Genomic DNA, 13116 nt, shown 5'->3' with positions numbered 1-13116 from the left:
GCGGCGGTTGACCGGTCCGCCATGGCGCCTAAGGTCGCCCGCTGCAGGCCTCCCGGCCGCGTGGCTGCGGATCATTTTCTCCGGGGTACGTCATGTCGAAAGAGATTCATCGGGCCGGAACTGCGCCGCCACCCGTTCTGCTCCCGCGGTCCGGTCATGCCGCCTGTGGCTGCGGCGGCAGAGCGGCGCAGGCCGTGCAGCGGCGGGTTGCGGCCGACCTGTCGCGCCGGGCGCTGCTGATGGGAGCAGCCGCGGCAGCGACCGCATCCCTGCTGGGTCCGGGTGCGGCCAGTGCAATGGGGCCCGGCCCGCGGCGGACAGAGGGCACCCTGCGACTGACAAATCTGCGGCTGTTCGACGGGGTCGAGGGCCGCCTGCGTGACGGTGTCACAATCCTGGTCGAGGGCGGCCGCATCGCGGCCCTGCCGGCGGCGGCGGAGAATGTGGCCGGGGCGGTGGAGATCGATTGCGGCGGCCGGCTGGCGATGCCCGGGCTTATCGATGCGCATTGGCATGCGATGCTCTGCGGCATCACGGAGGCGGTGGCGATGACCGCCGACGTGGCCTATCTGCACCTCGTCGCGGCGCGGGAGGCGGAGCGGACCCTGATGCGCGGCTTCACGTCCGTGCGCGACGCCGGCGGTCCGAGCTTTGCGCTGAAGCGGGCGATCGACGAGGGGATCGTGCACGGGCCGCGCATCTATCCCTGCGGCGCGATGATCTCCCAGACCTCGGGCCATGGCGATTTCCGGATGCGCCACGAGATCCCGCGCGACGATGCCGCGCCCCTGTCCCATGCAGAGCGTGCCGGCATGTCGGTGATCGCCGACGGTGCGGATGCGGTGCTGCGCCGCGCGCGCGAGCAGCTGATGCTGGGCGCGTCGCAAATCAAGCTGATGGCCGGCGGCGGCGTGACCTCGGTCTACGACCCGCTCGACACGATGCAGTTCACCGAGGAGGAGCTGCATGCCGGCGTGCAGGCCGCTGCCGACTGGAACACCTATGCCATGGCCCATGTCTACACGCCGCCGGGGATCAAGCGCGCGATCCGCGCCGGCGTGCGCTCGATCGAGCATGGCCAGCTGGCGGACGAGGAGGCGGCGCGGATGATGGCCGGCGAAGGCGTCTGGTGGAGCCTGCAGCCGTTCCTCGCCGACGACGACGCCAATGTGAAATCGGGCGCGGATGCGCAGGCCAAGCAGCAGGAGGTGGCCCGCGGCACGGTGCGCGCCTATGAGCTGGCGCAGCGCTTCCAGGTGCAGACCGCCTGGGGCACGGACATCCTGTTCAGCCCGCGCAACCTGCCGGGCCAGGGCCGGCAGCTGGCGAAGCTGACCCGCTTCTACGACCCCCTCGACCTGCTGGCGATGGCCACCGGACGGAACGGCGCACTGCTCGGCCTGTCCGGCCCGCGCAGCCCCTATGCCGGCCGGGTCGGCGTGATCGCGCCCGGCGCCTTCGCCGACATCCTGGTCGCCGACGGCGACCCCGCCGCGGGCCTGGACTTCCTCGCCGATCCGGACGCGAACCTGCGCCTGATCATGAAGGACGGCGCGATCTACAAGGATACCCGCGGCTGAGGGGCCGGGACGCCGCGTTTAATCGGGAACCGCTTCCAGCAGCCCCCAGCGCGGCCCGCCGCGCCGTGCCCGAAGCCCCAGCACAGCGACGGTCAGCACCAGCAGCAGCGCCTCCGCCACCGGCCCGGCGAGCCAGATGCCGGTCTCGCCCAGGGCCAGCGGCAGGGCGAAGATCAGCGGCAGGGTGAAGGCATAGGTGCGGGTCAGGCCCAGCAGGGCGGCGCGGGGGGCGTCGCCGATCGCCTGGAAATGGGCGCCGACGATCATCAGCGGGCCGAACAGGACGAAGGCGGCGGTGTTCAGCGGCAGGATCCAGGCGATCTCCGCCGCCACCGCCGGATCGTCCACGAACGGCCCGCCCAGGCGCGGCGCAAGGCCGGCCAGCAGGGCCTGCACCGCGGCGGCATAGAGCGCGGCCGCCGCCAGCGCGATCAGCAGCGCGGCATTGGCACGGCGAAGCGCGCCTGCGCCGTAATTGTTTCCCAGGATGGTCTGGTAGGCGAGGCTGAAGCCGATCAGCGGCAGGAAGCAGAAGGTCATCACCCGCGTGACGATGCCGAAGGCGGCGGCCGCGGTCGGATAATCGGCGCTCCAGCCCTGCAGGCCGTACAGGATCGCCGCCGCGGTCAGCGACAGGCCGACATAACCCAGCGAGGTGGGCGCGCCCAGCGCCAGGATTTCGGCCCAGCGGCGCCGGTCGGGCCGCCAGTGGTGCCGCCGCAGGGTCATTGCGGAGCCCAGGCGCAGCCGCAGGAGGGCGATCGCGGCGATGGAGATCGCCTGTGCCAGAACCGTCCCCCAGGCGGAGCCGGGCACGCCGAAGCCCCATTGCGCGACGAACAGCCAGTCCAGGCCGATGTTCAGCCCCGCCGACAGCAGGGTGACGCCGGTCATCGCCGCCAGCAGCCCCTCGCTGCGCAGCGCGTTGATGTTCAGGCCGAGCAGGAAGCCCAGCGGCGCGCCAAGGATCAGGATGCGCAGCCAGTCGAAACCCATCGCGGCGATGCCGGCTTCCCCGTTGGCGAACCAGCCCGCCAGCGCCGCGCCGCCGCCCTCCCAGGCCAGGATCAGGAGCGCGCAGAGGCACAGCGCCAGGCCGACCGCCTGGCCATAGACATGGCCCGCATCCTCATGCGCGCCCGCGCCCAGGCGGCGGGCGAAGATGCTGCCGAAGCCGGCCGCCAGGCCCATGCTGAGCGCCACCAGCACCATGTAGGCCGGGAACATCAGGGTCACCGCGGTCAGCGCCGCGGCGCCGACATAGCGGCCCAGGAACCAGGCGTCGACGATGGCGAACAGGCCGTTCACGACCATCACCAGCACCACCGGGCCGGCGGTGATCGCGAACAGCCGCGGCAGCGGCTGCACCAGGTAGCGGTTGCCGCGCGGCGGTGCAAAGGGCGCAGGGCCGTCGGCTGCCGCTGTGGCGGCGGAAGGGGGGGCGGTCATGGCGGGCGGTCCCGGGTCGGCGCCGGCAGGGGCGGGGCTCGCATTGCCGCCGTCCGGCGCGCCTCAGGCGCGGGCCGTCGGGGGAGGGCGCACCGATGCGTGCGGAAGGTTTCACCTTGGCAGGGCCAGCGAGCGGCCGGGACCTTCACCCGTGGCGCGCTTGCTAGGCCCGGCGCGCCCGGAAGTCAACCGCGACGGGCGGTGCCGCTATTGCGGGTCGGCCAGCTTCGCCGCTTCCGTGGCGAAGGCCGCCAGCCGTTCCTCCAGCCGCCATTGCAGGGCCGCCTTCCGGTTCGCCGCCAGGAAGGTGGCGCAGGCCGGCGGCGGTGCGTCCGCGCCCGGAACGGCACCGGCGCAGGCCGCGACGGGCACAAAGGCGACCGGGTCGGCCCACAGGCTCTCGCCCTCCAGGAACGAGTAGGTCAGGCCGTTGCGGGAGAAGCGCAGGATGTCGTCGTAGCTCAGGTCGTAGCGCTGCACCGCCTTCCAGTACTCGTCGGTCAGGTCGTTGCGGCTGACCCCGGCATCGTCGGTGTTCAGGGTGACCGGCACGCCATAGGCGCGGTAGGTGTCGAACGGATGGTCCTTGCCCGCCACACCCAGGATCACCTCGTTGCTGGTCAGCTGGATCTCGATCGCGACCGGCTGTTCCGCCATCCGCCGCAGGATGCCGTCGGCATCGGTCTCGTAGGAGATGTCGACGCCATGACCGATGCGGCGCGCGCCGGCCAGCTCGATCGCCTCGCGGATGTGGAAGCGCAGGTCCGGTGGCGGCACCAGCCCCAGGGTCAGCTCGCCCGCATGCAGGGCGACCGGCACCGGCGCGACATTCTTCCCCAGCCAGCCCAGCTGGCGCATCTGGGTGGAATAGGTCTTCAGCACGATGTCGGTGTCTTCCGGCGCCACAAGGTTCACGCCGACCACCCGCGGATCGGCCTGCGCCAGCAGGAAGCCCAGCAGGGACTGCGCGAAGACCCGCTTCGGCGGCAGGGTGCGGATCACCTGCGCCAGGTAGCGGATCCCGATGTCGCAGGCCGGATCGCCGGAGCCGGGGCAGCCATAGTGCCGGCGCAGCTCCGCCTCCGCCGCGTCCAGCTCCGCCCGCGCCTTCGGCACCAGGTCGGCCAGGCCGGCCTTCATCAGGATCTCGTACTGGGCGGCGAAATCCTCGTCGCCGACATCGTCCGGCACCACCCGGGCGGCGAGCGCCTGGGCCGGCCACATCTGCGGCGAGGTCATCAGCTCCTGGTACAGCGTGTTCTCATCGGCCGCCCAGCCGATCGCCGCGACCAGCTCGTCGCCGCGCCGCCCCTCGGTGGCCGGGTCGAAGCGGGGGAAGGTGCGGAAGAACTGCTGGTGGCCAGAGGCGGCGGAGATGCCGGGCACGTAGTTGCGCATCGACCAGGCGTCGACCACCGCGTCCCGGCTGGTCTGCCCTTTCGCAATGGCATCCTTCAGGGCCGGCCGGCCGCCCTTCGCATCGCAGGGCGGGGCGGAGGCGGCGAGGCTCTCCAGGTCGAAGCAGGTGCCGTCCTGCAGCGCCCAGTCGACGAAATCCTCCGCATAGACCGCGCCCGACAGATGGTTGTGCAGGTCGCCGCCCTTCGGGAAGGCCTGCAGGAACATGCGCAGCCGCGGCGGCACCTCCTTCACCGCGGCGAAGGCGGCGGCCGCGCGGCCGGCCTGGGCCGTCGTCGCCGGCGCCTGCATCTGCGCGGGGGTACAGCCGGCGGCCAGGACGGCGACGGCCAGTGCCATGGCTGCGGATCGCAGGATCTTTCCGGACATTCCTCATCCCCTCATTCGCGCGGCAAGCGGAGCGGCCCCGGGCCCACCATCCAACCTTTGCCGGGCCGCGTGCAACCCCGCAGTGCCGCCGGATTACGCCACGGGTAATCGACCGCGTGACGGCAACGGGCTCTTCTGCCGGCGGATGCGAGGAGAGCGCCATGACAGCCGCGACCGCCACGACCGCAACCGCCGACCTGCCGCCGCGCATCCGGATGCTGCTGCAGGCGCCGGTCCTGCCGACCCTGCTGCGCCTTGCCGCGCCGAACCTGGGGGAGGCGGCGGCACGGGTCGCCTTCATCGCCTGCGACGCGGTCTTCGTCGCCTGGCTGGGGGACGATGCGCTGGCCGGCGTCTCCCTGGTCTTCCCGCTGTTCCTGGTGCTGCAGACCGTGTCCGCCGGCGGGCTGGGGGTCGGCGTCGCGGCCGCCACCGCCCGTGCGCTGGGCGCCGGCCGGATGGCGGAGGGGCGCACCCTGGTCGGCGCGGCGGCGGCGCTGGCGCTGCTGCTGGGCCTGCTCTGCACGGCGCTGCTGGTGCCGCTGGGGCCGGCGCTCTATGCCGCGATGGGGCTGGACGGTGCGGCGCTTGCGGCGGCCAGCGCCTACGGCGCCTGGGTGTTCGGCGGCGCGGTGCTGGTCTGGGCGATGAACCTGCTGGCCAATGCGGTGCGCGGCACCGGCAACATGGCGGTGCCGGCGCTGGCGATCGTGGCGGGAGAGGCCTGCCACCTGATCCTCTCGCCCGCCCTGATCCTGGGCTGGGGGCCGCTGCCGCAGATGGGGGTGGCCGGTGCCGCAATCGGCGTACTGTCGGCCTATGGCATCGGCGCGGCGCTGCTGCTGCTCTGGCTGCGCAGCCCGCGGGCCCTGCTGCGCCTGCACTGGACCGCGCTGCGCCTGCGCCGCGCGCCGCTGGCGGCGATCCTGCAGGTCGGCGGCCCGGCATCGCTGAACGCGCTGCAGTTCCAGCTGCAGACCTTCCTGGTGGCGGGGCTGGCGGCCGGGCTGGGCACCGGCGCGGTGGCGGCCTATGGCGCCGCCAGCCGGCTGGAACTGCTGCTGCTGCCGATCACCTTCGCCTTCGGGTCCGCCCTGGTGACGATGGTGGCGACCGCCTGGGGGGCCGGCGATATCGGCCGCGCCCGGCGGATCGCGCTCTGCGGCGGTGCCATCGCCTTCGGCATCGGCCTGGTCTTCGCCGCCGCCGCCTACCTGGTCCCCGCCGGCTGGATGGGACTGTTCACCGACGATCCGGCGCTGGTGGCGCTGGGCGGCCGCTTCCTGGCGATCAACGGCTTCGCCTGGCCGTTCTTCGCCGCCGGGCTGGCGCTCTACTTCGCGCTGCAGGGGGCGGGCGACGCGAAGCTGCCCTTCCTGATGGGGCTGGGGCGGCTGGCCATCGCAGCGGGCGGCGGCTGGCTGGCGATGCATGCGGCGCTGCAGGCGGGCGGCGATCCGGCGGGCGCGCTGTTCGCGGCGGGTGCTGCCGCCTCCCTCCTGTTCAGCCTGGGCATCGGCCTGCGGGGCCTGCGCATCTTCCGCCGCGGCTGATCCCGCTCGACAGTCCGGCGGGGCGGCGCGATCCTGCGGCCGCCGGGACGGCAGGCAAGTAGGGAGACAGCGATGGCCGGGGACGAGGTGGTTCTCTACAGCAATCCGCGCTCGCGCGGGCGGATGGCGCACTGGATGCTGGAGGAGGTGGGCGCGCCCTATCGGGTGGTGACCTTCGACTTCGCGAAGGGCGAGCACAAGGCGGCCGACTTCCTGGCGATCAACCCGATGGGCAAGGTGCCGGCGATCGTGCATCGCGGCGTCACGGTGACCGAGACGGCGGCGATCCTGGCCTATCTGGCGGATGCCTTCCCCGATGCCGGGCTGGCGCCGGCCACCGACGATCCGGCGCGCGGCAGCTACTACCGCTGGCTGTTCTTCGGCGCCGGCTGCTTCGAGCCGGCCCTGGCCGACCGGATGTTCGAGCGGCCGCCAGTCAGCAACCGGGGCGCGCTGGGCTATGGCTCCTACGAGGACGTGCTGTCCACCCTGAAGGCTGCGCTGTCGCCCGGCCCCTACCTGCTGGGCGACCGGTTCACCGCCGCGGACCTCTATCTCGGCGCCCTGCTGGGCTTCGCGATCCAGTTCGGCGCGAAGGATGTCGCGGCCGAGGCGGTGTTCGCCGACTATGTGGGGCGGGTCATCGGCCGGCCGGCCCATGGCCGGGTGGAGGGCGCAACGGCCTGACCTGTCCCGCTCACACCCGGTCGACGAATGCCGCCCCTTCGTGGCGCAGCAGCCAGCGCTTGCGCGCGATGCCGCCGCCATAGCCGGTGAGCCGGCCGTCGGCCCCGATCACCCGGTGGCAGGGCACGACCAGCCCGACCGGGTTGCTGCCGTTGGCCAGGCCGACGGCACGCGAGGCCTTCGGCATGCCAAGGCGGGCCGCCAGGGCGCCGTAGCTCAGGGTCCCCCCGGGCGGTATGTCCGTCAGCGCCTGCCAGACACGGCGCTGAAAGGCCGTGCCTGCGGTGGCCCAGGGCAGGCCGGATAGGGCGTCGAGCCGGCCGCCGAAATAGGCCGAGAGGGCGTCTTGCAGCGGTGCGGGGGCGGCGGCCTCCTCGGGATCGAGCGGTCCGCAATGGCGGCGCATCAGCACCTGCTGCCGGTCCGCATGATCGCTCCAGTCGAAGGCGCGCAGCCGGCCGGCCTCATCGGTCAGCGCCAGCGCCTCGCCGATCGGCGTCGGCAGGCGGTGCAGGAACAGGGCTCTGGGCATGGCGGGATCAGGCGGCGCGGCGGTCATGGCGCTCCCCCTGGCTGGCGGCCGGCAGGTCCGCCGACCAGAGATGCAGGGCGGCATAGGCCCGCCAGGGGCGCCAGGCCTCGGCCCGCGCCAGCAGCGCCGCCGGGGTCGGGCGCTTGTCCGCGCCCGACAGCATCTGCACCGCGCGCATCAGGCCGATATCGGCGGCGGGAAAGGCATCGGGCTCCCGCAGCTGGCGCAGCGCGATGTACTGCGCCGTCCATTCGCCGATGCCGGGCAGGGCGCGCAGCCGCGCCACCGCCTGTTCCAGGCCGCCCAGCGGGCTGAACAGAAGCGGGTCCGCCGCGGCCGCCGCGGCCAGTCCCGCCAGGGCGGCGCCGCGGGCGCGCGGCATGCCCAGCCGCGCGATGTCGGCACCGGCGAGCCGCTGCGGCGGCGGGAAGCTGTGGCTCAGTCCCGGCAGTGCCAGATGCGACGGCAGCGGATCGCCATGGGCCTCGACCAGGCGGCCGGCGAGGGCGGTTGCGCCGGCGACGGTGATCTGCTGGCCCAGCACCGCCCGCACCGCCAGCTCGAACCCGTCCCAGGCGCCCGGCGCGCGCAGGCCCGGCCGGGCGGCGACCAGCGGCGCCAGCAGCGCATCGCGCGACAGGTGCCGGCCGATCGCCTCCGGGTCGGCGTCCAGGTCCAGCAGCCGGAGCAGCCGCGCCAGGATCGCCGGCAGGGCGCGCATCTCCGGGAAGACCAGGTCCACCCGCAGCCGGTCGCTGCCGGCGGGGCGGACGGTCAGCCGGCCCTGCAGGGATCGCCCGTCGGCGCCGGGCAGCGCGATGCTGCGGCGATAGCTGTCGCCCGCCACCGTTTCCACTCCGGGAATCGCCCGCGCCGCGAGGTAGCGCAGGACCGCCGGCCAGTCATAGGGCGGGCGGAAGCGCAGGGTCAGGCTGATGCCGCCGCCGTCCGACGCCGCGCTGCCGCCGCGGCGCAGCGCACCCGGCGGCCGGCCGCAGCGGGCGCGGAAGCTCTCGTTGAATCGCCGCAGGCTGCCATAGCCGGCGGCCAGGGCGACCTGGGTCAGCGGCAGGCGGGTCTCGTGCAGCAGGTGCTTGGCCAGCAGGAAGCGGCGGGTCTGCGCGATCTCCAGCGGGGTCGCCTCCAGGTGCCTGCGGAACAGCCGGCGCAGCTGCCGTTCGCCGACGCCGACCCGCGCCGCCAGGCCGGCGACACGGCGGCTGTCGCCGGCTTCGCCGTCCAGGGCGCCATCCTCGATCAGCGCCAGGGCGCGGCGCACGGTGCCGGCGCTGCCCAGCCAGGCGCCCTGGTGCGGCGCGGTTTCCGGCCGGCAGCGCAGGCAGGGGCGGAAGCCGGCCGCCTGCGCCGCTGCGGCGGAGCGGAAGAAGCGGCAGTTCTCCGGTTTCGGCGTGCGGGCGGGGCAGACCGGCCGGCAATAGATCCCGGTGGTGCGCACGCCGGTGAACAGCCGCCCGTCGAACCGCGGGTCGCGGGTGGCGATCGCCCGATAGCAGGCGGCATCGTCCCAGAAATCGTCCCCGGAATCTTCCCAAGAATCGTCGGCGGCGGCCGGGTCGGTGCCGGTCGGCGTGCCGCGTTCGGCTGGCTTCTCCATGGGCCGATGATCGCGCGGCGGCGCGGCCCTGTCTCGCGGAAAACGGCCATCGTCACCGGCCATCGTCACTGCCGGTCCGCGCCGGCGGGACTGTTGCCAGGACGGGCGGCGTGGCCGACCCTGTGCCGGCGGCGGCAGGGCGGGCCGCGGGAATGGTCGCGGGGATGCGCTTGAACGGGGACGCGGTGGAGGGCGAGGGGGATTGGGCCGCTGCCGCGGCGGTGCTGCAGGCGCTGGGCGGTGCCGGGTTCGGCGCGGCGCTGCTGCAGGCGGCGGGGCGGCTGGCGGCGGTCGACCATCTCTCCCTGTTCAGCTTCGATGCGGTGCTGGCGCCGCGGCTGGTCCTGACGGCCAGCGCCGGCGGCAGCCGGGTCGCGGCGGAGGCCGGCCGGCAGTACCAGGCGGGGCGCTTCCACCGCTTCGACCCGAACATGGGTCATCTGCAGGCGGGCGCCGCCGCCGGGCGGCCGGCACGCGGCCGCCCGCTGCTGCTGCGCCTCGCGGCGGAAGCGGTGCCCGACGGCGATTATCGCCGCGCGATCTACGACCGCTACGACCTGGGAGAAAGGCTGTCCCTGCTGCATCGCGCGCAGTCCCGATGGCTGGTCCTGAACCTGTACCGCGACCGCCGGCGCGGCCCCTGCACGGAGGCGGAGATGGCGCGGCTGGATGCGGGTGCCGGCTTCCTGCTGGCGGCGGCCGGCCGCCACCTGGCGGATGGGCCGGAAGAGGCGGACCCGGCCGCCGGCGGGCACGCCGGTCCCCATCCGGCCGATGCGCTGGCGGCGCTGGAGCGGCTGCTGCTGGCCGAGCGCCTGTCGCGGCGCGAGGCGGAGGCCTGCGCCCGGGCGCTGATCGGCGTGACCAACCTGGGCATTGCGCTGGACCTCGGGGTCAAGGAAAGCACCGTGGCGACCCTGCGCCGCCGGGCCTATCGCAAGCTCGGGATCAGCAGCCTGCAGGAGCTGTTCCTGCTCTGCCTGCGCCGGCTGGCCGCCGCCGACGGTGATCAGGCCAGCAGGTCGCGATAGTCCGGGTGCTTTTCCACGAAGCGGCGCAGGAAATCGCAGCGCAGCTCGACCTTTTCCCCGGACCTGCGGAGCAGGTCGAAGCTGCCCCGGGCCAGGCGGGTGCCGATGCCCTGGCCGCCCAGCGCGCTGGGGACCTCGGTATGGACCAGGACAAGATGATTGTCCGCCGGGCGATACTCGATGAAGGCGGTATGGCCGTCGACCTCGAGTTCGAAACGGCCTGCCTCCGTGTTCCTGCGGATCTCGGACATCTGTCGGGCTCCTTCGTGCCGATCCTGCGGTCGGCAGGATCTGGTGCGGCGCCGTGCCGCCGGCCAGGGGCTAGGACGCATCCCTGTCATGTCCGTTCCGGCCAGGTCCGGCGGGCGGCGGCGTGCCGGGTGCCGGAATTTCGGGCGGCGAGGGGCGGCTGAGCACGAAAGCGGCGGCCCCGGCCAGCGCCACCGCCTGCAGCGCGATGGCATAGGCCGGCACCGCCAGCAGCAGGCTGACCACCAGGGTGGCCGCCATCATCGACGCGGCCAGCACCTTGGCGCGGCGGGAGATCGCGCCATGGCGCTGCCAGTCGCGGATCGGCGGACCGAACCGGGGATGCGCCAGCAGCCAGTCGTGCAGCTGGCGCGAGCCGCGGGCGAAGCAGAACAGGGCGAGCAGCAGGAAAGGCGTCGTGGGCAGCAGCGGCAGCGGGATGCCGATGATGCCCAGCGCCAGGAACAGGAAGCCGCCGATCTTCCAGGCCGTTGCCGCCGCCCGGCCGCGCAGCCCGAACCTCATCCGCGCCCCCGCTCATTGCCCCGGCCGCACCGCCGGGCGGGCCGGCAGCGCTGGCCATCCGGCATTGCCACGCCCATCATGCCGGCGACGCGCGGGCCGCCCGTCGGCGGCACTGGGCAGGAGAGACGGGCGCGGCAAGGGAGATCGGTCATTCCAGAGGCATCGCAGACCGTGACGCAGCAGGTTGGGCAGGATGGCGGCGCGACACGCCGGCGCCGCCCGCGTGATGCGGCCGGCACCCGCGAGGCGCTGCTGCAGGCCGCGGTGGTGGAATTCTCCCGCAACGGCTTCGCCGGCGCCCGGATCGAGCGGATCGTGAAGCGCGCCGGAACCACCGTCCGGATGGTGTACCACTACTATGGCAGCAAGAGCGCGCTTTATGTCGCGGTGCTCGAACATGTCATGGCCGGCCTGCGGCGCGAGGAACTGAAGCTCGACCTCGCCGCGGAGCCGCCGCTGGCGGGCCTGCTGCAGCTGTTCGACTTCATCCACGACCATTTCGAGGCAAGTCCGCAACTGATCAGCCTGCTGACGGGGGAGAACCTGCTGCGCGCCCGCTTCCTGAAGCAGTCGGCGGCGATCCCCAGCATCTCCTCCCCCGTGATCGGACTGATCCGCACCCTGGTCGCCCGCGGGACGGCGGACGGCAGCCTGCGCCGCGACATCGATCCGCTGCGGCTCTACGTGATGATGGTGGCGCTCAGCTACTTCCATCTCTCCAATGTCCACACCCTCTCGGCGATCTTCCACCAGGACCTGACCCTGCCGGACTGGCGGGAGGCCCATCGGGCAGATGCGCGGCGCATGATGGAAGCCTATCTGCGGCCCGAACTGCCTGCTTGACGGGCATTCCCGTCCAATTTGTAGGCAACGGCTGCGGCTTGCTCTCTTGAATGCCGCAGAAACGGGCGTGCCAACCCTGGCATGAAGGTTGCTCCATTTCCCGAAGGTAAATGTTCATTTACTTAGAGGGCTGGGAGAACGTGATGGATGGATTTCCGATGGCCGCCGGCATGGCGGCGCGGGTGAGAGGCCTGGCACTGGCAGGCGCGGTCCTGCTGGCGGCCGGGGCGGTGGGCCAGGCTGTGGCGCAGGACAAGGACAAGCTGGGCTTCATCTATGTCGGGCCGGCGGCCGACTATGGCTACAACATGTCGATGGACCTCGGCCGCAAGCATGTGGAGGAGAGCATGGGCGTCTCCACCACCGCCTTCGAGGCGATCCCGGAGACGGCGGAGGTCGAGCGGGTGATGGAGCGGCTGATCAACAGCGGTCACGGCATCATCTTCGCCACCAGCTACGGCTATCTGGACCATGCCATCAAGCTGGGCGAGAAATACCCGGAGGTCGCCTTCCTGCATGCCGGGGGGCTGAAGACCTCCGCCAATGTCGGCACCTACTGGGCGGACAGCGACGACGGCATGTACCTGGCCGGCGTGGTGGCGGGCTCTGTCAGCAGGAGCGGCAAGCTGGGCTTCGTCGGCGCCTTCCAGATCCCGCAGCTGCTGCGCTCCATCAACGCCTTCACCCTGGGCGCGCAGAGCGTGAACCCGGCCGCCACCACCACGGTGGTCTGGACCGGTGGCTGGTGGGAGCCGCAGAAGGAGGCGGAGGCGGTGAATGCCTTCGCCGATGCCGGCATCGACGTGATCGCCGAGCAGGTGGATTCCCCGATCACCATCGGCGAGACCGCGACCAAGCGCGGCGTCTACATCATCGGCAAGGATGTCGACATCTCCGACCGGGTACCGGAGGCCTGGCTGACCGGCGTGTCCTGGAACTGGGGCCCGATGATGGCCGACCTTGTGAAGGAGGTGCAGGCCGGCACCTGGACGCCCAGCCATGTGCGCGGCGACCTGGCCAGCGGCCATGCCGTCCTCGATCCCTTCGGCACGGCAGTGCCGGAGAACCTGCAGAAGAAGGTGCTGGCGATGAAGGAGGAGATCGTCGCCGGCAGGAAGGACATCTGGGAAGGCCCGATCGTGAAGCAGGACGGCACCGAGGTGGCACCCGCCGGCACGGCGCTGTCGATGGAGCAGGTGGAGACGATGGACTTCCTGGTGAAGGGCGTGATCGGCGCGGCGCAATAGGCGGCAAGGCAGCGCGT

General features: G+C 72.7%; 12 protein-coding genes. 6 read left to right on the top strand and 6 right to left on the bottom strand.

The window, feature by feature from the left end:
• The first annotated feature begins 194 nt into the window (after positions 1-194).
• Positions 195-1580 carry a metal-dependent hydrolase family protein gene (locus tag ACFOGJ_RS27250; RefSeq protein ID WP_379906442.1) on the top strand — a complete coding sequence of 462 codons (1386 nt, stop codon included), beginning with the start codon at positions 195-197 and terminating at the stop codon, positions 1578-1580.
• 18 nt (positions 1581-1598) lie between these two features.
• Here ACFOGJ_RS27250 and ACFOGJ_RS27245 read toward each other — a convergent pair whose 3' ends face one another.
• Complete coding sequence (locus ACFOGJ_RS27245) at positions 1599-3029, bottom strand: MATE family efflux transporter (RefSeq protein WP_379906441.1); 1431 nt, start codon at positions 3027-3029, stop codon at positions 1599-1601.
• A 207-nt stretch (positions 3030-3236) separates the two neighbouring features.
• Positions 3237-4817: an adenosine deaminase family protein gene (locus ACFOGJ_RS27240; protein WP_379906440.1), complete on the bottom strand. Its 1581-nt coding sequence runs from the start codon at positions 4815-4817 to the stop codon at positions 3237-3239.
• Positions 4818-4978: 161 nt separating this feature from the next.
• Here ACFOGJ_RS27240 and ACFOGJ_RS27235 point away from each other — a divergent pair, with 161 nt between their 5' ends.
• Positions 4979-6370: an MATE family efflux transporter gene (locus ACFOGJ_RS27235; RefSeq protein ID WP_379906439.1), complete on the top strand. Its 1392-nt coding sequence runs from the start codon at positions 4979-4981 to the stop codon at positions 6368-6370.
• A 72-nt stretch (positions 6371-6442) separates the two neighbouring features.
• On the top strand, positions 6443-7057 hold the full coding sequence (locus ACFOGJ_RS27230) for a glutathione S-transferase family protein (protein ID WP_379906438.1): 615 nt from the start codon (positions 6443-6445) through the stop codon (positions 7055-7057).
• 10 nt (positions 7058-7067) lie between these two features.
• On the opposite strand, the gene ACFOGJ_RS27225 is transcribed toward ACFOGJ_RS27230, so the two are convergent.
• A complete protein-coding gene (locus ACFOGJ_RS27225; RefSeq protein ID WP_379906437.1) occupies positions 7068-7589 on the bottom strand; it encodes a methylated-DNA--[protein]-cysteine S-methyltransferase in 522 nt (173 codons plus the stop codon).
• Between the two features lie 7 nt (positions 7590-7596).
• Entirely contained in the window at positions 7597-9204 is a 1608-nt protein-coding gene (locus ACFOGJ_RS27220) for a DNA-3-methyladenine glycosylase 2 family protein (protein ID WP_379906436.1), read from the bottom strand.
• A 164-nt stretch (positions 9205-9368) separates the two neighbouring features.
• On the opposite strand from ACFOGJ_RS27220, the gene ACFOGJ_RS27215 reads away from it, so the two are divergent.
• Entirely contained in the window at positions 9369-10235 is an 867-nt protein-coding gene (locus tag ACFOGJ_RS27215) for a helix-turn-helix transcriptional regulator (RefSeq protein WP_379906435.1), read from the top strand.
• Here the strand turns inward: ACFOGJ_RS27215 and ACFOGJ_RS27210 are convergent.
• Positions 10214-10486, bottom strand: a complete 273-nt coding sequence (locus ACFOGJ_RS27210; protein ID WP_379906434.1) for a GNAT family N-acetyltransferase — start codon at positions 10484-10486, stop codon at positions 10214-10216. The genes ACFOGJ_RS27215 and ACFOGJ_RS27210 overlap by 22 nt on opposite strands.
• Positions 10487-10556: 70 nt before the next feature.
• Positions 10557-11009 (bottom strand): YbaN family protein, encoded by a 453-nt coding sequence (locus ACFOGJ_RS27205; protein WP_379906433.1) that lies wholly within the window; start codon positions 11007-11009, stop codon positions 10557-10559.
• A gap of 171 nt (positions 11010-11180) precedes the next feature.
• Here ACFOGJ_RS27205 and ACFOGJ_RS27200 point away from each other — a divergent pair, with 171 nt between their 5' ends.
• On the top strand, positions 11181-11852 hold the full coding sequence (locus ACFOGJ_RS27200) for a TetR family transcriptional regulator (RefSeq protein ID WP_379906432.1): 672 nt from the start codon (positions 11181-11183) through the stop codon (positions 11850-11852).
• 143 nt (positions 11853-11995) lie between these two features.
• Complete coding sequence (locus tag ACFOGJ_RS27195; RefSeq protein WP_379906431.1) at positions 11996-13099, top strand: BMP family ABC transporter substrate-binding protein; 1104 nt, start codon at positions 11996-11998, stop codon at positions 13097-13099.
• Positions 13100-13116: the final 17 nt, after the last annotated feature.

The sequence above is a fragment of the Marinibaculum pumilum genome (assembly GCF_042646425.1).
Classification (GTDB): Bacteria; Pseudomonadota; Alphaproteobacteria; order Ferrovibrionales; family Ferrovibrionaceae; genus Marinibaculum; species Marinibaculum pumilum.
Note: the sequence above shows the minus strand (reverse complement) of the source record. Positions and strands in the feature narration are given on the sequence as shown.

What these genes read in the sequence shown, in the direction of transcription:
- ACFOGJ_RS27245 (WP_379906441.1), bottom strand. Translation starts at nt 3,029, where the DNA reads ATGACCGCCCCCCCTTCCGCCGCCACAGCGGCAGCCGACGGCCCTGCG.
- ACFOGJ_RS27240 (WP_379906440.1), bottom strand. Translation starts at nt 4,817, where the DNA reads ATGTCCGGAAAGATCCTGCGATCCGCAGCCATGGCACTGGCCGTCGCC.
- ACFOGJ_RS27235 (WP_379906439.1), top strand. Translation starts at nt 4,979, where the DNA reads ATGACAGCCGCGACCGCCACGACCGCAACCGCCGACCTGCCGCCGCGC.
- ACFOGJ_RS27230 (WP_379906438.1), top strand. Translation starts at nt 6,443, where the DNA reads ATGGCCGGGGACGAGGTGGTTCTCTACAGCAATCCGCGCTCGCGCGGG.
- ACFOGJ_RS27225 (WP_379906437.1), bottom strand. Translation starts at nt 7,589, where the DNA reads ATGCCCAGAGCCCTGTTCCTGCACCGCCTGCCGACGCCGATCGGCGAG.
- ACFOGJ_RS27220 (WP_379906436.1), bottom strand. Translation starts at nt 9,204, where the DNA reads ATGGAGAAGCCAGCCGAACGCGGCACGCCGACCGGCACCGACCCGGCC.
- ACFOGJ_RS27215 (WP_379906435.1), top strand. Translation starts at nt 9,369, where the DNA reads ATGCGCTTGAACGGGGACGCGGTGGAGGGCGAGGGGGATTGGGCCGCT.
- ACFOGJ_RS27210 (WP_379906434.1), bottom strand. Translation starts at nt 10,486, where the DNA reads ATGTCCGAGATCCGCAGGAACACGGAGGCAGGCCGTTTCGAACTCGAG.
- ACFOGJ_RS27205 (WP_379906433.1), bottom strand. Translation starts at nt 11,009, where the DNA reads ATGAGGTTCGGGCTGCGCGGCCGGGCGGCGGCAACGGCCTGGAAGATC.
- ACFOGJ_RS27195 (WP_379906431.1), top strand. Translation starts at nt 11,996, where the DNA reads ATGGATGGATTTCCGATGGCCGCCGGCATGGCGGCGCGGGTGAGAGGC.